Source organism: Gordonia phthalatica (assembly GCF_001305675.1).
Classification (GTDB): Bacteria; Actinomycetota; Actinomycetes; order Mycobacteriales; family Mycobacteriaceae; genus Gordonia; species Gordonia phthalatica.
Map to the genome: position 1 here is coordinate 2,765,392 of NZ_CP011853.1, position 22,779 is coordinate 2,788,170.

Genomic DNA, 22,779 nt, shown 5'->3' on the forward strand with positions numbered 1-22,779 from the left:
ATTCTGTGCGCGCAAAGGGATTCGAACCCCTGACCGCTGGTGTGTAAGACCAGAGCTCTACCGCTGAGCTATACGCGCGTGCGCCGAGCATGTGGCTCGGCCCACCCAAGATATCGGTTCGCGGGCCTCCGCCCAAACCCGGATTCGTCTCGCGTCATCGGACTAGCGTTGTGGAGGACCCCATCGCCGGAAAGGACCCATCCTGTGACGACGTTCGTTCCCCAGGAACCGATGATCGACGCCCTCGAAGCCCAGTGGACGGCGATCGCCGACCTCGCGACCTCCTTGACCGACGAGCAGTGGACGGCGCCGTCGGGCCTGCCCGGCTGGCAGGTCGGCGATGTGGTCGCGCACGTCCTCGGCACCGAAGCGATGCTGGCGGGCCGCACCCCCGATTCGACGATCGACCCGACCACCATCGAGCACGTGAAGAACCCGATCGGTGAACTCAACGAGCACTGGATCGACCACTACCGCCACCGCTCCCGCGACGAGCTGATGACCGACTTCGCCGCGGTGACCGCCGAACGCAACAAGGCGATGTGGGGCATGACCGAGGGTCAGTGGGACGCCGAGACCGGCACGCCGGTCGGTCCCGAGTCGTACGGCCGATTCATGCGCATCCGCGTCTTCGACTGCTGGATGCACGAGGTCGACATCCGCGACGCCGTGGGACTCGGCGGTCCGGAGCAGACCGTCCCCGCACTGTGGGCCCTCCGCGAGATCGCTGCGACACTCCCGTTCGTCGTCGGCAAGCGCGCCCGCGCCCCGAAGGGCAGCACCGTCGCGTTCGACATCACCGGCGTCGCACCGCTGACGCTCTACATCGCCACGGATGAACGCGCGGCGCTCGTGCCGTCGATCGATGGAGCGGCCGACGTCACGCTCACTCTCGACGGTGCCGACCTCGCTCGCCTCGTCGGCGGCAGGTCTGCCGCCGACATCTCCCGGGTGACCGTCGACGGCGACCGCGATCTCGGAAGCGCCGTCCTCACGAATCTGCACTACACCATCTGACCCGAGGGCACTCGATTGTGATCGAGTAGATACAACCCCTGCATTGCAGTCGTCCGGCCGATCCGCTCCAATGGGTTTTGTGACTATTGAGGCTGGTGGGACCAGGACGGCAGTTCGTCGCCCCCGTCGTCAGCGGCGGTTCCGCGCGGCGGTGACGGCCGTGGCTGCTGCCGCCGCCCTCGCGTCGGCCGGCGTCTGCGCACCCACCGCATCGGCGAAGACCGACGTCGCCGGCACGCTGGACGCTCTCTCTCGAATAGTCGTCCAGAATCTCACGCAGCGCGGCGTCTCCAACACCAGCTTCGATCTCCCCTCGTATCTTTGGGTGCTGACTCACCCCGAAGGGCCCGGCAGCCGCAACCTGCCGCGCGCGAACCAGAAGACTCTGTGCCGCACCGTGATCCAGATCGGCGACTCGACCTCGGTCGGCCTCGACAACTCACTCCGCGTAGGCAGCCCGACGGACCGGACCACCGAGCAGTACCACCGGATCGGGGTCCAGAACGTCTACCTGAACGCCATGAACGGTCGGGCGGTCGTCGAGCGCATCGGCGACGAACCGAGCGGACTGGATGCGATCCGGCAGGAACGCGCCCTCGGTCACGACGGCTGCTGGTTGATCGCCCTCGGCGCCAACGACGCCGCACGGATCGGCCACGGCAGCACGATCAGCGCCCGCCGACGCATCGACATGGTGATGCGGGAGCTTCCGGGTCGGCCCGTGCTCTGGCCGACCGTGATGACCGACACGACCGGGGTGTACGACACCCGTTACATGCGGTCGTTCAACGCCGAGCTCAAGCGCGCGACCGCACGCTACCCGAACCTGCGCGTCTTCGACTTCGCCCGCTACCCCAAGCCGTCCTGGTATGTCGACGGCGTCCACTACACCGAGGACGCGATGATCCAGCGCAACCGCCTCTTCGCGCTCGGCCTCGCCACGAAGTTTCCGCAGCACTGACCGAGTTCTCGGAGGGCCGACACAGCGAACGAGTGAGAACGACTCCAACCAGTGGTCAGAGCCGCTCACGCGTCGATCGTCGTCAGTCCTCGACTGCGGCCAACGCCGCGGTCCAGGTGTCGTCGCCGCGCTTCTCGCCCGGTCCGACCATCGCGGAGAACTTGACGGTGCCGTCGGGTCCGACGACGAAGGTCCCACGGTTCGGGTAACCCCGCTGCTCGTCGAAGACGCCGTAGGCCTGCGCGACGGCGCCGTGCGGCCAGAAGTCCGAGAGGATCGGGAACAGGAAGCCCTGCGCCGCCGACCAGACCTTGTGGGTCGGCGGTGGGCCTACCGAGACGGCGACGACGGTGACGTCGTCGTTGTCGAAGCGCGGCAGATTGTCGCGCAGATAGCCCAACTCGCCCTCGCAGGTGCCGGTGAAGGCGAGGGGGAAGAACACGATGAGCACGTGGCGACCGGTGAGGCCGGCCAGGCTGACGATTTGATTGTTCTGATCGCGGAGTTCGAAATCCGGTGCGCGGGAACCGACTTCGACGGGCGCCGCGACGGACTGCGCGGGCATCAGCGCTTTCCTGCGCGTGCCTTCGGAGTCACCAGTCGCGAACCCGACCAGTCGCCGAGTGAGACGACCGAGGTCTGCGTGAGGCCCGTCGTCGGTGCGGCCTCGGCGATCTCGCTGGGATCCACATAACCTGCACGACCGGTCTTCGGCGACAGGACCCAGATGAATCCGCCCTCCGCCAACGGTCCGATCGCGTCCATCAGTGCGTCGACCAGATCACCGTCGTCGTCGCGCCACCACAGCACGACCGCATCCATGACGTCGACCGCGTCCTCGTCGAGCATCTCGGCGTCGATCGCGTCTTCGATCTCGATGCGAAGCGAGTCGTCGGTGTCCTCGTCCCACCCGATCTCCTGCACCACCATGCCGTTGGTGAAACCGAGCTTGAATGCCCTGCCTTCTGGGGCGGTTACCACCGCTTACGTCCTCCCGTTCGAGTCGATCGGCTGCGCGTATGCGCATGCCAAGCCGCGCCGGAAGACGCGACATAGAGACAGCGTAAAGGCAAAGTGCCGTCGCGCACAGGGTCTAACGGCTACTCGTCCACATTCGGTCGTCCACCGAACACTCAATTCCCGCCTGCGGGAAGGTACTCCGAACACGTGTCGAGCAGCGTCGTTCGGTCCTTGCTCCAGTCCTTGGAGACTCGGTTCAACGCATCCCGACGCTTACCCTGAATCTGTTCGGCGAGCCGCTCGGAACTGGTGACGAAACGCTGGACCTCGTCGTCGACGTCGCTCGGCACGTCCGGCGCGACCGCCTTGCGCACCAGTTCAGCGCCGGTGTTGAGCGTCTCGATCGCCCACTGGTCCTCGGACCCGATCGCCTTGTAGTCCTGAACCTTGTTGAGTCGCTTGATGAATGTGTTGTAGTCGCGGACCATCACGCCGGCCGAGGTGATCACCTGCTGGCACAGCCGGATGACCGCCACCTTCTCCGCCTCCGAGGCACCCTCGCGGAGAACCGTCGTCGTCACCGTGTCTCCGACGGACGTCGGCGTGTCCACTGCGTCGCCCCCGCCGCACGCGGCAGTGAAGAGGACGCTCACCGCGGCGATCGCGGACCAGACGGCCCGAGCCGTTCGGCCCACCTCGCACCCCTTCACACCGATCGATTAATGCTCAGCAGAAGGCTACCGCACAGTAGAACATGTGACTCGACACATCTATTACCAAAGCCAGTGAATTGCGGCACGATAGAGGGAAGGTCGTAATCATCGTTCACGACATATTCCGGCCGCCTCACCCCGGCGGCCCCGACTTGTGAGTCTGCGGCAGCCCATCGCGCCGTCGACTCAAGATAGGTGGCAGACAGTGACTGATCAGATCGTCGGCTCCGAACAGTCCGGCGGAACGTCGGCATCGAGCGGCAGCCGCGTTCAGGTCATTCGGGACGGCGTCGCGTCGTACCTCGTCGACAATGATCCGACGGAGACCGATGAGTGGCTTGAATCCTTCGACGCGATGCTCGCCGATGCGGGCCCCGAGCGCGCTCGCTACCTGATGCTGCGCATCCTGGAACGCGCCGAGGACAAGCGCGTCGGGATTCCCGCGTTGACGAACACCGACTACGTGAACACCATCCCCACGGAGTTGGAACCGGCCTTCCCCGGCGACGAGGACCTGGAACGCCGCTACCGAGCGATGATCCGCTGGAACGCCGCGATCATGGTGCACCGCGCCCAGCGACCCGGTGTCGGGGTCGGCGGTCACATCTCCACCTACGCGTCGTCGGCGTCGCTGTACGAAGTCGGTTTCAACTACTTCTTCCGCGGTCAGGACCATCCCGGCGGCGGCGATCAGATCTTCATCCAGGGTCACGCCTCCCCCGGCATCTACGCCCGCGCCTTCCTCGAGGGCCGCATCGACGAGAAGCGCCTCGACGGCTTCCGTCAGGAGCAGAGTCACGCCGGTCTCGGCGGCGGCCTCCCGTCGTACCCGCACCCCCGTCTGATGCCCGAGTTCTGGCAGTTCCCGACCGTGTCGATGGGCATCGGTCCGATGAACGCCATCTACCAGGCGCGGTTCAACAAGTACCTGACGCACAACGGCATCAAGGACACCTCCGATCAGCATGTGTGGGCGTTCCTCGGCGACGGCGAGATGGACGAGCCGGAATCGCGTGGCCTGGCACATGTCGCAGCCATCGACGGCCTCGACAATCTGACCTTCGTCATCAACTGCAACCTGCAGCGACTCGACGGCCCCGTCCGCGGCAACGGCAAGATCATCCAGGAGCTGGAGTCGTTCTTCCGCGGCGCCGGCTGGAACGTCATCAAGGTGGTCTGGGGCCGCGAGTGGGACAGCCTGCTCCACGCGGACAACGACGGCGCCCTGGTGAACCTGATGAACAAGACCACCGACGGCGACTACCAGACCTACCGTGCCAACGACGGCGCCTTCATCCGCGACCACTTCTTCGGCCGCGACGCCCGCACCAAGGAACTGGTCAACGACCTCTCGGACGAGGACATCTGGAACCTGAAGCGCGGCGGCCACGACTACCGCAAGATCTACGCCGCCTACGCCGCGGCGATGGCGCACAAGGGGCAGCCCACGGTCATCCTCGCGAAGACCATCAAGGGCTACACCCTCGGCAAGCACTTCGAGGGCCGCAACGCGACCCACCAGATGAAGAAGATGACGCTCGCCGACCTCAAGGCCTTCCGCGACACCTCGCATCTGCCGATCACTGACGCGACGCTCGAGGAGAACCCCTACCTCCCGCCGTACTACCACCCCGGACCGGATTCCCCGGAGATCAAGTACATGAAGGAGCGTCGCGCCGAGCTCGGCGGCTTCCTCCCCAGTCGTAAGATCGCCCCGAAGCCGCTGAAGGCCGATCCGGCGCCCGCACTGAAGGCGGTGGCCGCAGGCTCGGGCAATCAGCAGGTCGCGACCACCATGGCCCTGGTCCGCATCTTCAAGGAACTGCTGCGCGACAAGGAGATCGGCAAGCGGATCGTCCCGATCATCCCGGACGAAGCACGCACGTTCGGCATGGACTCGTGGTTCCCGACCCTGAAGATCTACAACCCGCACGGTCAGAACTACACATCGGTCGACGCCGAGTTGATGCTCGCCTACAAGGAGGCCGAGAACGGCCGGATCCTGCACGAGGGCATCAACGAGGCGGGCTCCACCGCCTGCTTCACGGCCGTCGGCACCTCGTACGCCACGCACAACGAGCCGATGATCCCGCTGTACATCTTCTACTCGATGTTCGGCTTCCAGCGGACCGGCGACGGTCTGTGGGCGGCGGCCGACCAGATGACCCGGGGCTTCGTCATCGGTGCCACGGCGGGCCGCACCACCCTGACCGGTGAGGGCCTGCAGCACGCCGACGGCCACTCGCCGCTGCTCGCGGCGACCAACCCGGGCGTCATCTCGTACGATCCGGCGTTCGCGTACGAGCTGTCGCACATCGTCGTCGACGGCCTCCAGCGCATGTACGGACCCGACGCCGAGAACGTGTACTACTACATCACCGTGTACAACGAGCCGATCTCGCAGCCGAAGGAGCCCGAGAACCTCGACGTGGCGGGTCTGCTCAAGGGCATCTACCTGTCGCACAAGGCTCCGGCCCCGAAGAGCCACTTCGCGAACATCCTGGTCTCGGGCATCACGATGAACGACGCCCTCCGTGCGCAAGAACTCCTCGCGCAGGACTGGGACGTGGCGGCCGACGTGTACTCGGTGACCTCGTGGTCCGAACTCGCCCGCGACGGCATCGCCGCCGACCGCGCCGAGCTGCGGAGCCCCGGCACCTCCACCAGCCCGTACCTGACGGAGGTCCTGCGGTACGCACAGGGACCGTTCGTCGGTGTCTCGGACTTCATGCGGGGCGTCCAGGAGCAGGTCCGCGCCTACGTGCCCGGCACCTACCTGACGCTCGGCACCGACGGCTTCGGATTCTCCGACACCCGCGAGGCCGCGCGTCGATTCTTCAACATCGACGCCGAGTCGATCGCCGTCGGCGTTCTCGTCGCACTGGCACGCGACGGCAAGATCGACCGCACCGTCGCCGCCACCGCGGCCAAGAAGTATCAGATCGACGACGTCACCGCGACGCCCGAACAGATCGCGGAGGCTCAGGCCTGATCCGTCACCGATGAGAAGGACGCCGACGGCCGCCGTCGGCGTCCTTCTCCTCTGTGCGGCCTTCGCTACGAGGTGGTGCCCACCGCACGGGCTACATTGAAACGGTGTCCGACGTAGAACCCGATCCCCGCCTGAAGACCACGCGTGCCACCGACGTCTTCGGAGATCGTGGTGCCCACGTCCCGGCGCCGGCAACGGTGTACGACGCGCTCCCCGAGACCCTTCTGCGGCGGGTGAAGCAGTACAGCGGTCGTCTCGCAACCGAGGCCATCCACTCGATGTCCGAGCAGCTCCCCTACTTCTCCGACCTGGACGCCGCGCAGCGCGCCAGCGTCCAACTGGTCGTCCAGACCGCCGTCGTGAACTTCGTCGAGTGGATCCAAGACCCCGAGGGCAACGTCAAGTTCACCGTCCAGGCGTTCCAAGTGGTTCCTCAAGACCTGGCGCGCCGGATATCGCTGCTGCAGACGGTGGAGATGGTCCGCGTCGCGATGGAGTTCTTCGAGAAGTGGCTGCCGCTGCTGGCCCGCAACGACGCCCAGCTGCGCGCCCTCACCGAATCGGTTCTCCGCTACGGCCGCGAGATCGGCTTCGCGGCGGCCGCGATCTACGCGTCGGCCGCCGAGTCGCGCGGCGCGTGGGACTCCCGCATGGAGGCCCTGGTGGTCGACGCCGTCGTCCGCGGCGACGAGGGGCCGCAGCTGCTCTCCCGCGCCGCCGCCTTGAACTGGGCCACCGACGCGACGGCCACCGTCATCGTCGGATCACCGCCCCCGGAGCAGAACGTCTCGGTGGCGTTGTCGATCCACAACACCGCCAAGCAGTATGACCGTGCCGCACTCTCCGTGGTGCAGGGCAGCACTCTGGTCGCGATCGTCGAGGGTCCGCTTCGGATGACCGACCGGTTCCTCGCCGACCTGCTCGACCAGTTCGCCGATGGGCCCGTCGTGATCGGTCCAACCATGCCCAATCTGGCCGCCGCACACGCGAGCGCCGTCGAGGCGATGGCGGGCATGCGCGCCGTCGCCGGGTGGCCCAACGCCCCGCGCCCCACCTACAGCGGCGACCTCCTCCCCGAACGCGCACTGAACGGCGATCTGTCCGCGATCGAGACAATGGCCGAGACGATCACCGACCCGCTGAGCAAGTCCGAAACCCTCGTCAACACCGTCGAGGCGTATCTGGACAGCGGCGGGCAGGTCGAAACTTGTGCCCGCGAACTGTACATCCATCCAAATACTGTGCGATATCGCCTAAAAAAAGTGATCGACATCACCGGGCGTGACGCATCTAACCCTCGCGACGCGTTCGTTCTGCGTGTCGCGCTGACCATCAGCCGACTGCCACAGAACCATCAAGGAATGACTCATCCAGCACCTTGAGTCACAGATTTCACTACCGTTGAGCCGCGTTCCCCCAGCTAGCGGAAATTTCATATCGTTTCGGTAACGCATCTCAACCCGATGACGATGCGAACACCCTCCACATCACTTTTGTAGGAACCCTACAAATATCGTCGCGAAGGTTAGTACGCGACAACACCACTACGAGACCCCGAAAAGGTGTTCTCTAGTCACGTGCTTTCGTTGCTTGCGCCCGGTCAGGGCTCTCAGAAACCCGGAATGCTCGCCGAATGGCTGGAGCTGCCCGGGGCGCGCGACCGTGTCGCCACATGGTCCGACATCACCGGGCTCGACCTGGAGCGTCTCGGAACCACGGCCACCGCCGAGGAGATCACCGACACCGCCGTCACCCAGCCGCTCGTCGTCGCGGGCGCGCTCCTCTCCTTCGACGAGATCCGCAAGCGTCACGGAGAACTGCCCGCCGACACCGTCATCGCCGGCCACTCCATCGGTGAGGTCGCAGCCGCCGCCATCGCCGGTGTCATCACCTTCGACGAGGCCATGATGCTCGCGGGCGTCCGCGGCGCCGAGATGGCGAAGGCCTGTTCCCTCGAGGCCACCACCATGGCCGCCGTCCTCGGCGGCGACGAGGACGTGGTGCTCGCGCACCTCAGCAGCCTCGACCTGGTACCCGCCAACCGCAACGCCAAGGGCCAGATCGTCGCCGCAGGCGCGGTCTCCGCGATCGAGGAACTCATCGCCAACCCGCCCGAGAAGGCCCGCACCCGGCAGCTCGCCGTCGCAGGCGCCTTCCACACCCGCTACATGGCGCCCGCCCAGGACGCCTTCGCCGAGGCGGCCGCCCAGATCGATCCGGCCGACCCCAACCGCGCACTGCTCTCCAACGCCGACGGCAAGACCGTGATCTCCGGCGTCGAGACCATCAAGCGCCTCGTCATGCAGGTCACCAGCCCCGTGCGCTGGGACCTCTGCTCCGAGACCCTCCGCGAATCGGAGGCCACCGGCATCATCGAGCTCGCACCCGGCGGCACCCTCGTCGGCATCGCGAAGCGCGAGATGAAGGGCGTGCCCGCGCGCGCCGTCAAGGTCCCCGGCGATCTGGAGGACCTCCCCGAACTTGGATAGCGGTCGGCAGCACCCGACCCCCGGAAGACCCACAAGGTCCGTCCACTCAGCCCACGCTGATCCGGAAACCGTGAAAGCAGTACACAGATACAACGAAGGGAGCCACACCGTGGCCGCCACTCAGGAACAGCTCGTTGCAGGCATCGCCGAGATCGTCGAAGAGGTCACCGGCATCGAGCCGTCAGAGGTGACGCTGGAGAAGTCGTTCATCGACGACCTGGACATCGACTCGCTGTCGATGGTCGAGATCGCAGTCCAGACCGAAGACAAGTACGGCGTGAAGATCCCCGATGAGGACCTCGCCGCACTCCGCACCGTCGGCGACGCCGTCGCCTACATCCAGAAGCTCGAGTCGGAGAACCCCGAGGCCGCCGCTGCCATCGCAGCCCAGGTCGAGGGCGACAAGGCCTAAGCATGGCGGAACTGCGCGACTTTTCCACTCGCGGTGGGGACTTCCCCAGCGTGGTGGTGACCTCCATGGTCGCCACCACGTCCCTGGGCGTCGATCTCGACTCGACCTGGGAGAATCTCGTGGCCGGCAAGTCCGGAATCCGCGAGCTCACCGACGACTACGTCGAGAAGTACAACCTTCCCGTCCGCATCGGCGGCAAGCTCGTCGAGGATCCCACCACGGAGGTCACTCGCGTCGAGGCCCGTCGCATGGCCTACGTCGAGCGTGTCTCCCATGTCATGAGCAAGCGCCTCTGGGCGCAGGCCGGTGAGCCGGAGGTCGACAAGGACCGTCTCGCCGTGGTGCTCGGCACCGGCATGGGCGGCGCCGACGCGATGATCGACGCCGACAACGCCATCAAGACCACCGGCAACTACCGCAAGGTGTCGCCGCTGGCCGTCTCGATGACGATGCCCAACGGACCGGCCGCTGTCGCGGGACTGAACGTCGGCGCTCGCGCCGGTGTCATCACCCCCGTCTCGGCGTGCTCGTCCGGTGCAGAAGCCATCGCCCACGCCTGGCGGCACATCGTCTTCGGTGACGCCGACATGGTGGTGTGCGGCGGCGTCGAAGGACACATCGACGCCGTGCCGATCGCCGCGTTCTCGATGATGCGCGCAATGAGCACCCGCAACGACGATCCCGCAGCCGCATCGCGTCCGTTCGACAAGGACCGTGACGGCTTCGTGTTCGGCGAGGCGGCAGCCATGCTCATCCTGGAGCGCGAGGACCACGCCAAGGCGCGCGGTGCTCACATCCACGCCCGCGTCCTCGGTGCTGGCATCACGTCGGACGGCTTCCACCTGGTGGCTCCGGACCCCTCGGGTCAGGGCAATGCGCGGGCGATGGCTCGTGCGATCCAGACCGCCGGCCTCACCAAGGCCGACATCACGCACGTCAACGCACACGCGACGGCGACTCCGATCGGCGACACCGCCGAATCGGAGGGCATCCTGGCAGCCGTGGGCAACCACGCCGCCATCTACGCGCCGAAGTCGGCGCTGGGCCATTCGATCGGCGCCGTCGGCGCCCTCGAAGCGGTCCTCACCTGCAAGTCGGTGGAGGAATCAGTCATTCCGCCGACGCTGAACCTGGAGAACCTCGACCCGGCATGCGGCGACATCGACGTCGTGCACGGCGAGGCACGGCACGGTCAGATCGACTACGCCCTGAGCAATTCTTTCGGATTCGGCGGGCACAACGTGGCCTTGGCAATCGGCCGATACTGATCCCCCAACCCCCACCGCATAGGAGAACCCGATGACCACACTGGCACCCATCCCCGGCCAAGAGGAAGCAACCGATCCCCGTGATCCGTTGCTGCGGTTGACTACCTTCTTCGACGACGGAACCGTCGAACTGCTGCACCCGCGCGACAAGTCGGGCGTGCTCGCAGCAATCGGCGAAGTCAACGGTGTCCGCACCGTCTCCTACTGCACCGACGGCACCGTGATGGGCGGTGCCATGGGGATCGTCGGTTGTGCTCACATCGTGAACGCGATCGACACCGCCATCGCCGAGCAGACCCCGGTCGTCGGCATCTGGCATTCCGGAGGCGCACGCCTGGCCGAGGGCGTCGAAGCCCTGCACGCCGTGGGGGGCGTGTTCGAGGCCATGGTGCGCGCATCCGGCTACATTCCGCAGATCTCCGTCGTGGTCGGCTTCGCCGCCGGCGGCGCAGCGTACGGCCCGGCACTGACCGACGTCGTCATCATGGCCCCGGAAGGCCGCGTCTTCGTGACCGGTCCCGACGTGGTCAAGAGCGTCACCGGCGAGCAGGTCGACATGGAGTCGCTCGGCGGCCCCCTGACCCACGGCAAGCGCTCCGGCGTCAGCCACATCACCGCCACCTCGGAGGGCGACGCCTACTGGCGTGCCCGCCGCCTGGTCGGCACCTTCTCCCAGCAGGGACACTTCAGCCGCGAGAAGGCCGAGGCCGGCGACGTCGACCTCCGCGCCCTCATGCCGGAGTCGAACCGCCGCGCCTACGACGTCCACCCGATCGTCGAAGCCCTGCTCGACACCCAGCTCGCTGCCGACGGCACCACCGAGATCTCCACCTTCGAGGAGTTCCAGGCCAAGTGGGCCCCGAACATCACCGTCGGCTTCGGACGCCTCTCCGGCCGCAGCGTCGGCGTCGTCGCCAACAACCCGCTCCGCATGGGCGGCTGCCTGAACTCCGAGGCCGCTGAGAAGGCCTCCCGCTTCGTCCGCCTCTGCGACGCCTTCGGCGTGCCGATCGTCGTCGTCACCGACGTCCCCGGCTACCTCCCCGGCGTCGGCCAGGAGTGGAACGGCGTCGTGCGCCGCGGAGCCAAGCTGCTCCACGCGTTCGCCGAGTGCTCCGTCCCCCGCGTCACCCTGGTCACCCGCAAGATCTACGGCGGCGCCTACATCGCCATGAACTCGCGCGCCCTCGGCGCCACCGCCGTCTACGCGTGGCCCGGCTCCGAGGTCGCCGTCATGGGCGCCAAGGCCGCCGTCGGCATCCTGCACAAGAAGACGCTCGCCGCAGCCCCCGAAGAGGAGCGCGAAGCACTCCACGAGCGCCTGGCGATCGAGCACGAGCAGATCGCGGGCGGCGTCGGCCGCGCCCAGTCGATTGGCGTCGTCGACGAGATCATCGACCCCGCCAAGACCCGCAGCACCATCGCCGAAGCACTGGCGTCGGCGCCGGCACGGCGAGGGCGGCACAAGAACATTCCGCTGTGACTCTTTGAGTCGTTCTGTTCTTCCCTCCCCGGGATCCCTTGTGGGTCCCGGGGAGTTTTTGTGTCCTCGTGTCGCGGGTCGTGCGTCGTTGGGTTCGGGTCGGCCGGTGGTGGTGGCGGGAGTTCCGCCTCGGTAGTCCTCGCTCCTCGGCTAGCGCCTCGTCACTGCGGAGGACTCCGCGAAACTCCCGCCACCACCACCTCGTCTCGCACTCTCGTTGCGTTGCGCTTCGCGCAGCTGTCTCCGCGATTCGCTTGCTTCCGTTGCGTTGTTCCGTTCGTCTCTCGTCTCGGGACTGTTCCCTCGCCGCGGCATTTGGTTGTCGAGTCCCTCGTTCCGCTCTTCCGTGCGGTTCACCGTGATCGGCTCCTAAGATCCGTCGACGCAACCGCACCACGCTGGGTCCCCACGCCTGCACTGAGGCGAGCGCAGCTGTCGCACCCGACCACATGCGGCCCTCTGTCCACTGTGAAGGGCGCGCTACGCCAGTTGTTTCTGTACCGACGCACGGTTGCCGTTCGGCGTGGCGGCGGATTCGATCGCTGAGCTCTCCGCAGGGACGAGGCGCTAGCCGAGGAGCGAGGACTGTCTCAGCGACGAATCCGCCGCCACGCCGAACGGCAACACCAACAGGCACAGAAACAACTAGCGCAACACGCCCCTCACAGTGCACAATGAGAAGCAGCAATGTGATATCCGGTTCCCGATCGACAGGTGCGCTTGGGGAAGACGTTCCTCGATCGACCGAACCGGAGGTGAAGAAGTGCGCACTCTGAATCAGTTTGCGGACATGACGAGTGGCGTGGTGTACGTGCACGCCTCTCCTGTCGCGTTGTGCCCGCACGTCGAGTGGGCCCTGTCGTCGACCCTGAATTCTCGGGCGTCGCTGCTGTGGTCTGCGCAGGAGGCCGAGCCCGGCCGGATGCGGGCGACTGTCGACTGGGCGGGTCCCGTCGGGACCGGTGCGCGGTTGACGAATGCGCTGCGCGAGTGGCCCGGCCTGGTGTTCGAGGTGACGGAGAATCCGAGCGACGGTGTCGACGGCGAACGTTTCTGCCAGGTGCCCGGTCTGGGCCTGTGGCACGGTGCGACGGGCGCGAACGGCGACGTGATCGTCGGCGAGATGCAGTTGCGCGCGCTGATGGATGCGCAGCCGGACAGCGCAGGCTTGGCCGGCGAGTTGGACGCGATCCTGGGCACGGCGTGGGATGAGGCGTTGGAGAACTACCGGATGGGCAGCTTCGGCGCACAGGTGACCTGGCTGACTCAGCGCGTCGGCTGACAGCGACGCCACTTCCTCCTCGGTCAGACGAAGGGACCGCTCGGCTCACGCCGGGCGGTCCCTTCGTCGTTCTGTCAGTGCGACTGCGTCTGTCAGTGCGTCACTAGGTGCTGAGCGGGTAGCGGAGTCGCGCCGCGGCCGTCCCGTTCCAGAGGTTGGACACGATCTCGCTGTCCCGGACCGGGATCACGCGGCCGCCGGTCTGGAGGACCCACACGGCGATTCGGGACAGCAGGTCGTAGCCGCTGTCGTCGTAGGTGAGTTCGCCGGTCTCGTTGTCGAGGCGGCCGAGGAGGTCGACGGTGAAGTCGTACACCAGGGTGTCGATGTTGCCGCCGACGGCGGCGCGGGCGATGTCGACGAGGTCGGTCGCGACGATGCCCTGTTTGACACCGTCGCCGATCTTGTCGACGCGCTTGTTGGCGCGCCGCGCGTTGATGCCGCTGAGCCCTTCACGCACGCGGGCGTCGATCTGGGGTGCGGTGAGCTCGTCGGGGTTGCCGTGAACCGGAAGCATCTCGCGGACTCCGCGGTCGATGTTCCGGTACATGTCGAGCAGGGTGTCGGCGGCGAACACGAACAGCGGCCGCGTCGCCGACGGGTCTTCGGCGTCGATCGCCTTGACGACGGCGTCGTGCACCCGCTTCACATACTGTTCCTGGAGGAGTTTGGTGCCGCTGTCGCCGTGCAGGCGTCGGGCGTGCATGCGGCCGCGGACGGTGGCCCGGTTGGTGGCGTCGGCAACGTCCTCGATGCCCTCGTCGTCGACGTCCATCTCGGTGACGATGTCGGCGCCGGTCGCCCGCCAGAGGTTCCAGCCGTCAGACGAGAGGGTGAGCGCGTACGCGTCTTGCGGGGTCGCGATGGCGCGGACGAGTTGGCCGACGTCGAAGTAGGTGCCGACTTGCATCTGATTCTCGAGTTGATTCGGCAGCACGAACATCTCGGCGGCGTCGGGGGTCACGAAGATCGCGACCGAGCGGGACAGTCGTCGCCAGCTCTCGTCGGCGAGGACCTTGGCCAGCTGTTCCTGCAGGGCGGTCTCCAGACCGTGGCTGGCACCCTGTTCGCGCAGGGTTCGGACGGCCCGGTCCATCGCACTCTTCGCGGTGGTCTTGGCGAGATCGATCTGCGCGGCCGTCGCCTGCGCGTAGATCGTGACGGCGTGCTCGCGCTTGGTCCCCAGCTCTAGAAGTTCACTGGTGGACGGGAAATCATGACGTGCCACTGACGTTCCTCCTTGTGCGTTCTCGAATGACAACGCGGCCCGCCAGTGGACCCGATGTGATCTCGTCGTCGGCAAGACCGCGCCCTACTGTCGACGGTACCCACTTCCGGACCGCGGCCGAGCGCTGTTTGTCGGACTGTCCGCAGTGCGGAGGTTCAGAGGTCCGGATCGTCGAGGATCGTCTGGTTGAAGTCGCTCCACAGCGGCTTGGCCCAGGCGCCGAACGGCCGGTCGGTGAGGACGACGGCGGCGGCCCGTCGGTCGGGGTCCACCCACAGGAAGGTGCCCGCCTGACCGAAGTGACCGTAGGTGCGCGACGAATGACCGGAGGCGGTCCAGTGCGGGGTCTTGGCGCCGCGGATCTCGAAGCCGAGGCCCCAGTCGTTGGGGCGGTGCTTGCCGTAGCCGGGGACGAAGCCGTCGAGGCCCGGGAACTGGACGGTCGACGCGGCGGCCGCCAGCTCGGGCGAGAGCAGGCGGGGCGCCAGTTGGTCGGCGGCGAACGCCGCGAGGTCCGCGACGTTCGATCGCGCACCGTGTCCCGCGGGCCCCGCCAACTCGGTGGACGTCATGCCCAACGGATCGCAGACGGCCTCTCGGAGGTACTCGGGGAAGGCGATGCCCGCCTCGGCCTCGACGAGCTCGGCGAGGACCTCGAACCCGGCACTCGAGTAGATGCGCTGCTCGGCCACCCCGGCCGCCGCCTCTCGGCTGTCGAAGGCGAGGCCGGACGCGTGCGCCAGAAGGTGGGCGACGGTCGCACCGGGCGGGCCCGCGGGGGTGTCGAGCTCGACGGCCCCCTCCTCCACCGCCACCAGGACGGCCTGCGCGACGAGCAGCTTGGTCACCGACGCCAGTTCGTAGACGCGATCGGTGTCGCCGAACGTGTCGACCACCCCGCCGTCGGTCACGACCGCAGCCGCGACATGATCGACGGGCCAATCCGAGAGCGCACGCAGAGACTTCACAGTCGTCGAGCCTACTGTGGTCGGTTCGCGTCGCGGACGGATCGGCCCGTCGAGGGTCGTGTCACGAACGTCGGAGGGTCAGAACGACGACCGCGACGTGGTGGCGGGCTTGGTGCGGGTGGTCGACCGAGTGGTCGTCCGGGTGGTCGACGTGCGCGCGGAGGTCGTCGGTGCGGTGCTCGTCGCGGGAGCAGCCGACTTCTCGACACCGGAGTTCACCGCCACCGTGCCGTCCTCGCCCTTCGTGAACTGGTCGTCGTCGAGCGTGGTGGTCACGTCCTCCACGTCGCCGAGGACGGCATCGACCTTCTCCACGGGGATACCGCAGTTGTTGATGGCCTCGGAGACCCACTTCTTGGTGAGGCGGTCCTTGTTCTGCTGGTGCGCCTCTTCGACGGTGCCGCTGAGAACGTTCTTGGATCGCTTGAGGTCGGAGGCCTCCGCGCAGACGTGGAACACCGAACCGCTCTTGGTGTAGAAGACCTCGTTCTTGCCGGTCAGCTGCTGGACCACGTTGGTCTCGACGCTGTACTGCTCCACCGACGGCGGATTCCAATCGGCACTGGCCAGACCGACCAGGACCGCGAGCACGATCGCGATGCCGCCGGCGATGCCCTTCTGCTTACCGTCCATGTCCTTGTTCAGGAAGATCAGGACGATCAGCGGCAGGAAGGCGATGACCGTGATGATGACGCCCAGCTGATTCTGGACGAAGAATCGGACGGTGTCCTTCTTCGAGGCGGGGTCGTACCGGTTCGCCTTCTTCCACAGCAGCGAGCCGCCGAGCGCGAACGCACCGATCACGACGATCATGACGATCAGCAGCCACATGACGATCGGGTCCTGCCTGAGCACCCAGAAGATCGTGAACAGCTCCGTGCCGATCGCGATGGCCCACAGCACCGCGGCGGCGATCCGCAGCTTGAGCGCGGTCGACTTCGCCTCGGCGGACGCCTGGAATCCCCCACCGGCAACGGTCTCCCGTTCTGCCATCTCCGCGCCGCGCTGCGCCCGCGACTTCTTCTCCGTCATGTCTCCCCTTAGTGAACGGTGGCCTGACCTGCGGTCGGCCCGACATGACAACAGTAGGGCACGGACCCTCGCGAACCCGTCATGGGACGCGAAAACCCGCCGACGCCGCAGCGTCGACGGGTCCCGTCGTGCGTATTACTAGTGGTCGGCGTCCGTGTAGCGAATGACGCCGCGGATGTTGCGACCCTCCAGCATGTCCTGGTAGCCCTCGTTGATCTGATCGAGGCTGTAGGTGCGCGTGATCATCTCCTCGATCTTCAGCTTGCCCAGCTTGTACATCGACAGCAGGTTGGGGATGTCGAGCTTCGGGTTGGCGCCGCCGAAGATGCTGCCCTGCAGGTTCTTCTGCAGCAGGGTCAGCATGGACAGGTTCAGCGTCACCTGGTTCTCCATCATGTTGCCCATGCCGGTCAGGACGCAGGTGCCGTTCTTGGCGGTGATGCTCATCCAGGTGTCGACGTCGGTGCCGTGGACCTCGCCGACGGTGACGATGACCTTCTGGCACATGCCCCACTCGGTGGAGTTGCCGATGTCGTTCATCGCCTCTTCGACCGATGCGAAGACCTGCGTCGCACCGAACTTGAGGGCCTGCTCGCGCTTCCACTCGACCGGGTCGATCGCGAAGACGTTGCGCGCGCCGGCGATGACCGCGCCCTGGAGGGCCGCGGTGCCGACGCCGCCGACACCGATGATCGCGACGTCCTCGCCGGGACGCACGTCGCCGCTTCGGGTCGACGAGCCGTAGCCGGTCGGGATGCCGCAGCCGCACAGGGCTGCGACCTCGAACGGGATCTCCGGGTCGATCTTCACCGCCGAGGCCTCGTGCACCACCATGTACGGGCTGAAGGTGCCCAGCAGTGTCATCGGGTACACCGGCTGGCCGTCGGAGGTGTGGATGCGGAACGTGTGGTCGGAGACCGCCTCACCCTGCAGCAGCATGGCCCCGAAGTCGCAGAGGTTCGCGACACCGGCCTTGCAGGACTTGCACTTTCCGCACGAGGGGATGAACGACAGCACCACGTGGTCGCCGACCGCGAAGTCCGTGACGCCCTCGCCGATCTCTTCGACGACGCCCGCGCCCTCGTGACCACCGAGGATCGGGAAGCCGCCCATCGGGATGCCGCCGGTCATCAGATGATGGTCCGAGTGGCACATGCCCGCGGCTTCCATGCGGATCTTGATCTCGTGGGCCTTCGGGTCACCGATCTCGATCTCTTCGATCTGCCACGGCGTGTTGAGCTCCCGGAGGATGGCGCCCTTGGTCTTCACAGTCTGTACCTCTATTCGAATCCCGTTGCAGCCGGAGTGAATCCGGCGAGTGACCTACGGCTGGTGCCGCTTCCGTAAGGGAGCGTAGTCACTTTTCCGCAAAAATGAAACACGTTACAGTTTTCGATTCTTGAGACCGACGTCCTTGCTGCCGAACTCCTTGCGCAGCTGCGGCTTCACCACCTTGCCGCCGGCGTTGCGCGGCAGCTCGTCGACGATGACGAGGTCCTTCGGGTGCTTGAACCGCGCGAGGTTCTCGTTCAGGTACGGTTCCATCTCCTCGAGCGTCAGCTCGTCGACGCCCTCGGCCAGCACGACGACCGCCACCGGAACCTCGCCCCACTTCTCGTGCGCGCGACCGATGATCGCGGCCTCACTGATCTTGGGGTGACCGAACAGCGCGTTCTCCACCTCGGCGCAGTAGATGTTCTCGCCGCCGGAGATGATCATGTCCTTGGCTCGGTCCACGACGTAGAGGAAGCCCTCCTCGTCCTGTCGGACCAGGTCGCCGGAGTGGAACCAGCCGCCGGCGAAGGCGTCGGCGGTGCCCTGCGGGTTCTGCCAGTAGCCGGCCATCAGGTTGGGTCCCCGGTAGACGATCTCGCCGACCTCGCCCTGCGGCACGTCGTTCATCGCGGCGTCGACGATGCGGGCGGTGACGCACGGGACCACCTTGCCGATGGAGCCGATCTTCCGGAGCGCGTCCTTGCCCTCCAGCGCGCACGTGATCGGCGACATCTCCGTCTGTCCGAAGACCGCAATGTTGAGCGCGTCCGGGAAGGTCTCGTTCATCGCGTTCAGCACGGTGTCCGACGCCGGCGCGGCACCCCAGCTGATGACGCGGAGTTTCAGGTCGCGCGGCTTGGCCTTCTGCGCGGCGCACACCGCCTGCCACTGGGCCGGCACCAGGAAGATCGACGTCGTGCCCTCCGCCTCGAGCACGTCGAGCATCTGCTCGGGATCGAAGTTCCCGAGCGGGTGGATGACCGTCGTCGCGCCCATGTAGAAGGTCGGCGTCATCGCGCCCAGCGCGGCGATGTGGAACATCGGAGCCACACACGAGGCGACGTCGTCGGACGAGGTCTGCAGCGCCTGAATGCAGGTGACGGCCTGGGCCTGCAGATTCTGGTGGGTGAGCATCGACCCCTTGGGCTTGCCGGTGGTGCCCGAGGTGTACATGATGAGCGCGATCGTCTCCTCGGGGATGTCGATCTCCGGCAGCGGCTCGCCCTCCTCGGCGATCAGGTCCTCGAAGCCGAGGTGGTCGGTGTTCGCGCGGTCGCCGACGGTGATGATCGAGTCGATGCCGCCCGTGATCTGGGCGACCGCGTCGGCGAGCGGCGCGAGCATCGTCTCGGTGACGACGATCGTCGCACCGGAATCCTGTACCAGGAAGGCGATCTCGGCCGGGGCCATGCGGATGTTGACCGGTACGGGGATGGCGCCGATCAAGTTGGCGGCGAGGGTCAGCTCGACGTACTCGGTGCGGTTCAGCATCAGGACCAGGATGCGGTCGCCGAACTGCACGCCGCGGCGCAGCAGTGCGGCGGCGAGGGAGTGCGTACGGTCGTCGAGTTGCCCCCAGGTGGTGCTGTGGCCGAGGAACCGCAGGGCCACACCGTCCGGGTTCGCGGCGGCATGCCGTGCCACCTGGTTGTTCCAGTGATTGCGACGCGAGCGCAGTGGTTCGTCGGTCAGGGCGAAGCCCAGGGTGTCGGTCATGTCATCTCCTGTGTGAATGGAACGGGATGTGAGTCGAGTCGAGAGAGAACAGCGGTCACTGTCGGCGGTCGCCGAAGGCAGCCAGGGCGGCTTGGAACTGCGGGGACTGGAGGAGCTCGGTCTGACCGGCGATCTCGCGGGCGAGGGCGTCGTCGAAGCCGTGGAGCGAGTGGTCGTCGAGGGCCTTCTTGGTGAGCGCAAGAGCCCGCGGCGAACTGCGGACCAGTCGGCGAGCGGCTCGATCGACGGCGTCGCTCAGGTCGGCCGGATCGTCGAAGACCCCGTTGACCAGCCCGGCGTCGAAGGCCTCCGCGGCGTACAGCTTCTCCCCCAGCAGCGCCAACGCGTTGGCACGCGCTCGGCCGACCGCAGCGGTGAAGATCGCCGTGGCGCCGCCGTCGGGCATCAGCCCGATGTTGACGAAGGCGAGCAGGAAGTAGGTGCGGCTGGTGGCGTAGAGCAGGTCGGTCGCGACCGCCATCGACGCGCCGATGCCGACGGCGGGCCCGTCGAGGGCTGCGATCACCGGCATGGGCAGAGACCTGACGGCCCGCACCAGATTCGATCCGTTCTCGATGATCCCCCGTGACGCGGCGCCGTCGTACCCGCCCGACGCCGCCGAGTCCGAGGCCATGCCCGCGACGTCGGCGCCGGCACTGAAGGAACCGCCGCGACCGGACAGGACGACGACGCGGACGTCGTCGCGCGCCGCCCACTCACCGCAGAGTGCGATCACCCGTCGGGACGCGGGACCGTCGAGCGCGTTGAGTTGCTTCGGTCGATCGATCTCCAACCGGGCCACCCCGTGGTCGTCGATGCTTCCCCACACCCCGTCAACGCGGGCGGCTTCGCTGATCATCGCTCTCCTCGCTCGGTGAGTTTGTCGCAATCGTGACCCACCGTAGCACCGGAAGTGATGCAAGTCATGAGAATATCAATTAACTTTTCAGGAAATGAAAACCCAAATACCAGGGTTTATCCACTTCTCATCAATCGCATTCGACGGTTCTCCGAGTTCGCTACGATGACTGACCATGACATCCAGGGCCGACACCGCATCCACGCCGCGGGCACGCAAACGGCCCGCTGATCGTCGCGATGTCATCCTCACGACTGCGGCGCGGACCTTCGCCCGCGACGGTTTTCACGCGGCGCATCTGAGTCGGATCGCGGACGAGGCCGGCATCTCCGCGCCGGCGCTGTACCGCCACTTCGCCGGCAAGTACGAACTCTTCGCGGCAGCACTCCTCCGGCAGGGAGAGGAGGTCGCCGACACCATCGACGCCGTCCCAGCCGACGACGATCCGCGCACCGAGGCGTCGGCGATCCTGCGCGCCGTCGCCGGGGTGGCGCTGGACCGCCGCGACACCGGCAACATCTATCGGCGCGAGCCGCGCATGTTGGAGGGTGATGATCGGCAGCGACTCGCCGAAATGTCGGGCAGGGGTCGAGCGCGCCTCGTCGCACTGGTCCGCAGGTCTCGGCCGTCGATCACCGACCGTACGGCACAGATCCTCGTGACGGCGGCGCTGTCGATCATCGCCAGCCCCGTCACCCACCGGATCACTCTGGCGCGGCGGACCGCCCTGACCGCTCTCCTCGACGCCTGCACGACGGTCCTCGACCTGGACCTGCCCGCACCGGCAGCGGTCGTCGAACCCACCGGCCTCACGCCGCTCGGAAAACGGGAGGCCGTGTTGACCGAGTCGATCAGACTGTTCGCCGCACACAGCTTCCACGAGGTGACGATGGAGCAGATCGGTGCGGCAGTGAACTTGCCGCCCTCCGGCGTCTATCGCCACTTCCCATCCAAGACCGCCATTCTGATCGCCGCGCTGTGGCGCGGTTCGGAGCGAACCACCGCCGCCATCGCCGACGGTCTCGCACACGCGGCGACACCGGTCGAGGCAGTGGACGCATTGGCTCGGCAATATGCCGGCCTGTGCGTCGCCGACCCCGACATCATGACGGTCTATCTGCGCGACATGAGCGCCCTCGACCCGGACGATCGGCGGGCATTGCGCCGACAGCAGCGCCTGAACGTCGACGAATGGGCGTCATGGCTCCGCCGGGCCCGGCCCGATCTGACACCGGGGACGGCACGATTCCTTGTCCACGCGGCGTTGAACCTCGCGACGGACGTCACCGTCGCCCACCGCGACGTCGACGCGGCGACGGTCGGCACCATCTGCGCGACCGTTCTCCGCGGCCCCGCGACGTTGCCGGGCCAGGGTCCTGAACCCTTGAACCCTTGAACTCCTAGACCACCGTGAGGTCTGACAGCTTCCAGGTGTCGCCATCCTTGGTCAGGGTGATCGTGATGCGCGACTCGTAGTTCATGCCGTCCGGGCCGACGGCCGGCACCAGTGGCGAGGTCACCTTCTGATCGACGGCGACCAGCACCTTCGCGGTCGTGTCGGAGAGGGAGATGAGGCCCGCCTCCTTGGCCTCCGCCGTTCCCTTGGCCTGCGCTTCGTCGTTGCCTTGACGTGCCTGCTGCGATGACTTGATGTAGCGGTCGGCGAACTCCGGCGTGGAGATGGCTCGGATCCGCTTGTCGAGGTCGGCGTAGTCGCCCGACGAGTACGTGAGCACCGTGGTCGCGTACGTCTTCGCGTCGTCGACGGCGCCGTTCATCGCCTGGTCGTCGATCGTCGAGTCCGATCCTGCGGTCGCCAGCAGGTAGCCGAGCACGCCGACGGCGATCGCCAGCACCGCCACCGCCGCGACAAGCACTGTCAGCAGCCGACGCGGTTGGCGGTCTCGGCTCTCACCCGTCGGCTCGTCGGTCGCGGAGTCCTCGACGGCATCCCCTGCCTGCAGGTCCGGCTCGTCGACACCGGTGTCCTCGCCGGCCTTGCGCGCAGCTTTCGCCTCCTCCTCGGCACGGAGTTGCGCGCGGCGTGCCCGATTCTCCGCGAGGAGTTCGTCACGCCCTGGTTCTTCCGTGCCCGTTGCCATGACGCCCAACTCTAGTGGGTGC

Annotated in this window: 20 protein-coding genes and 1 tRNA gene; 10 read left to right on the forward strand and 11 right to left on the reverse strand. The window is 66.8% G+C overall.

Annotated features, from left to right (window positions below):
- Positions 1-6: 6 nt before the first annotated feature.
- A tRNA-Val gene (locus tag ACH46_RS12960) sits at positions 7-78 on the reverse strand.
- A gap of 126 nt (positions 79-204) precedes the next feature.
- Here ACH46_RS12960 and ACH46_RS12965 point away from each other — a divergent pair.
- Together ACH46_RS12965 and ACH46_RS12970 are read left to right on the forward strand one after the other, a co-directional pair.
- Entirely contained in the window at positions 205-1,017 is an 813-nt protein-coding gene (locus tag ACH46_RS12965) for a maleylpyruvate isomerase family mycothiol-dependent enzyme (RefSeq protein ID WP_226995616.1), read from the forward strand.
- Positions 1,018-1,177: 160 nt separating this feature from the next.
- Complete coding sequence (locus tag ACH46_RS12970; RefSeq protein WP_226995617.1) at positions 1,178-1,978, forward strand: SGNH/GDSL hydrolase family protein; 801 nt, start codon at positions 1,178-1,180, stop codon at positions 1,976-1,978.
- A gap of 82 nt (positions 1,979-2,060) precedes the next feature.
- On the opposite strand, the gene ACH46_RS12975 is transcribed toward ACH46_RS12970, so the two are convergent.
- The 3 genes from ACH46_RS12975 to ACH46_RS12985 all read right to left on the reverse strand — a co-directional run bounded on the left by ACH46_RS12975 (position 2,061) and on the right by ACH46_RS12985 (position 3,633).
- Entirely contained in the window at positions 2,061-2,543 is a 483-nt protein-coding gene (locus tag ACH46_RS12975; protein WP_062393296.1) for a peroxiredoxin, read from the reverse strand.
- On the reverse strand, positions 2,543-2,908 hold the full coding sequence (locus ACH46_RS12980) for a DUF3052 domain-containing protein (RefSeq protein WP_417935302.1): 366 nt from the start codon (positions 2,906-2,908) through the stop codon (positions 2,543-2,545). The genes ACH46_RS12975 and ACH46_RS12980 overlap by 1 nt, the downstream gene beginning before the upstream one ends.
- A 203-nt stretch (positions 2,909-3,111) precedes the next feature.
- On the reverse strand, positions 3,112-3,633 hold the full coding sequence (locus tag ACH46_RS12985; protein WP_062393298.1) for a hypothetical protein: 522 nt from the start codon (positions 3,631-3,633) through the stop codon (positions 3,112-3,114).
- 223 nt (positions 3,634-3,856) lie between these two features.
- On the opposite strand from ACH46_RS12985, the gene aceE reads away from it, so the two are divergent.
- The 7 genes from aceE (at position 3,857) to ACH46_RS13020 (ending at position 13,577) form a co-directional block, all read left to right on the forward strand.
- A complete protein-coding gene (aceE, locus tag ACH46_RS12990) occupies positions 3,857-6,643 on the forward strand; it encodes a pyruvate dehydrogenase (acetyl-transferring), homodimeric type (RefSeq protein WP_062393299.1) in 2,787 nt (928 codons plus the stop codon).
- Between the two features lie 104 nt (positions 6,644-6,747).
- Entirely contained in the window at positions 6,748-8,025 is a 1,278-nt protein-coding gene (locus ACH46_RS12995) for a PucR family transcriptional regulator (RefSeq protein WP_062393300.1), read from the forward strand.
- Between the two features lie 195 nt (positions 8,026-8,220).
- Positions 8,221-9,132 carry an ACP S-malonyltransferase gene (locus ACH46_RS13000; protein ID WP_062393301.1) on the forward strand — a complete coding sequence of 304 codons (912 nt, stop codon included), beginning with the start codon at positions 8,221-8,223 and terminating at the stop codon, positions 9,130-9,132.
- A gap of 109 nt (positions 9,133-9,241) precedes the next feature.
- Complete coding sequence (gene acpM / locus ACH46_RS13005; RefSeq protein ID WP_062393302.1) at positions 9,242-9,544, forward strand: meromycolate extension acyl carrier protein AcpM; 303 nt, start codon at positions 9,242-9,244, stop codon at positions 9,542-9,544.
- A gap of 2 nt (positions 9,545-9,546) precedes the next feature.
- Positions 9,547-10,812 (forward strand): KasA/KasB family beta-ketoacyl-ACP synthase, encoded by a 1,266-nt coding sequence (locus tag ACH46_RS13010; protein ID WP_062393303.1) that lies wholly within the window; start codon positions 9,547-9,549, stop codon positions 10,810-10,812.
- A 31-nt stretch (positions 10,813-10,843) separates the two neighbouring features.
- The gene (locus ACH46_RS13015) at positions 10,844-12,295 is read left to right on the forward strand and encodes an acyl-CoA carboxylase subunit beta (protein WP_062393304.1); all 1,452 of its coding nucleotides are present in this window, start codon (positions 10,844-10,846) and stop codon (positions 12,293-12,295) included.
- 763 nt (positions 12,296-13,058) lie between these two features.
- Complete coding sequence (locus tag ACH46_RS13020; protein ID WP_062393305.1) at positions 13,059-13,577, forward strand: DUF3145 domain-containing protein; 519 nt, start codon at positions 13,059-13,061, stop codon at positions 13,575-13,577.
- Between the two features lie 103 nt (positions 13,578-13,680).
- On the opposite strand, the gene ACH46_RS13025 is transcribed toward ACH46_RS13020, so the two are convergent.
- The 6 genes from ACH46_RS13025 to ACH46_RS13050 all read right to left on the reverse strand — a co-directional run bounded on the left by ACH46_RS13025 (position 13,681) and on the right by ACH46_RS13050 (position 20,655).
- Positions 13,681-14,805: a baeRF3 domain-containing protein gene (locus ACH46_RS13025; protein WP_062393306.1), complete on the reverse strand. Its 1,125-nt coding sequence runs from the start codon at positions 14,803-14,805 to the stop codon at positions 13,681-13,683.
- Between the two features lie 155 nt (positions 14,806-14,960).
- The gene (locus ACH46_RS13030; protein WP_062393307.1) at positions 14,961-15,773 is read right to left on the reverse strand and encodes a serine hydrolase domain-containing protein; all 813 of its coding nucleotides are present in this window, start codon (positions 15,771-15,773) and stop codon (positions 14,961-14,963) included.
- Between the two features lie 78 nt (positions 15,774-15,851).
- Positions 15,852-16,805, reverse strand: coding sequence for a hypothetical protein (locus ACH46_RS13035; RefSeq protein WP_226995618.1), 954 nt, complete (start codon positions 16,803-16,805; stop codon positions 15,852-15,854).
- Positions 16,806-16,943: 138 nt separating this feature from the next.
- Positions 16,944-18,074: an NDMA-dependent alcohol dehydrogenase gene (locus ACH46_RS13040; protein ID WP_062393308.1), complete on the reverse strand. Its 1,131-nt coding sequence runs from the start codon at positions 18,072-18,074 to the stop codon at positions 16,944-16,946.
- 114 nt (positions 18,075-18,188) lie between these two features.
- Positions 18,189-19,796, reverse strand: a complete 1,608-nt coding sequence (fadD5, locus tag ACH46_RS13045; protein ID WP_062393309.1) for a fatty-acid--CoA ligase FadD5 — start codon at positions 19,794-19,796, stop codon at positions 18,189-18,191.
- 55 nt (positions 19,797-19,851) lie between these two features.
- Positions 19,852-20,655 (reverse strand): enoyl-CoA hydratase/isomerase family protein, encoded by an 804-nt coding sequence (locus ACH46_RS13050; RefSeq protein WP_062393310.1) that lies wholly within the window; start codon positions 20,653-20,655, stop codon positions 19,852-19,854.
- Positions 20,656-20,830: 175 nt separating this feature from the next.
- Here ACH46_RS13050 and ACH46_RS13055 point away from each other — a divergent pair, with 175 nt between their 5' ends.
- Positions 20,831-22,051 (forward strand): TetR/AcrR family transcriptional regulator, encoded by a 1,221-nt coding sequence (locus tag ACH46_RS13055; RefSeq protein ID WP_082399651.1) that lies wholly within the window; start codon positions 20,831-20,833, stop codon positions 22,049-22,051.
- Between the two features lie 4 nt (positions 22,052-22,055).
- On the opposite strand, the gene ACH46_RS13060 is transcribed toward ACH46_RS13055, so the two are convergent.
- On the reverse strand, positions 22,056-22,757 hold the full coding sequence (locus ACH46_RS13060) for a hypothetical protein (RefSeq protein ID WP_062393311.1): 702 nt from the start codon (positions 22,755-22,757) through the stop codon (positions 22,056-22,058).
- Positions 22,758-22,779: the final 22 nt, after the last annotated feature.

What these genes read in the sequence shown, in the direction of transcription:
- ACH46_RS13050 (WP_062393310.1), bottom strand. Translation starts at nt 20,655, where the DNA reads ATGATCAGCGAAGCCGCCCGCGTTGACGGGGTGTGGGGAAGCATCGAC.
- ACH46_RS13035 (WP_226995618.1), bottom strand. Translation starts at nt 16,805, where the DNA reads ATGACGGAGAAGAAGTCGCGGGCGCAGCGCGGCGCGGAGATGGCAGAA.
- ACH46_RS13060 (WP_062393311.1), bottom strand. Translation starts at nt 22,757, where the DNA reads ATGGCAACGGGCACGGAAGAACCAGGGCGTGACGAACTCCTCGCGGAG.
- ACH46_RS12980 (WP_417935302.1), bottom strand. Translation starts at nt 2,908, where the DNA reads ATGGTGGTGCAGGAGATCGGGTGGGACGAGGACACCGACGACTCGCTT.
- ACH46_RS12975 (WP_062393296.1), bottom strand. Translation starts at nt 2,543, where the DNA reads ATGCCCGCGCAGTCCGTCGCGGCGCCCGTCGAAGTCGGTTCCCGCGCA.
- ACH46_RS13010 (WP_062393303.1), top strand. Translation starts at nt 9,547, where the DNA reads ATGGCGGAACTGCGCGACTTTTCCACTCGCGGTGGGGACTTCCCCAGC.
- fadD5 (WP_062393309.1), bottom strand. Translation starts at nt 19,796, where the DNA reads ATGACCGACACCCTGGGCTTCGCCCTGACCGACGAACCACTGCGCTCG.
- ACH46_RS13055 (WP_082399651.1), top strand. Translation starts at nt 20,831, where the DNA reads ATGACATCCAGGGCCGACACCGCATCCACGCCGCGGGCACGCAAACGG.
- ACH46_RS13015 (WP_062393304.1), top strand. Translation starts at nt 10,844, where the DNA reads ATGACCACACTGGCACCCATCCCCGGCCAAGAGGAAGCAACCGATCCC.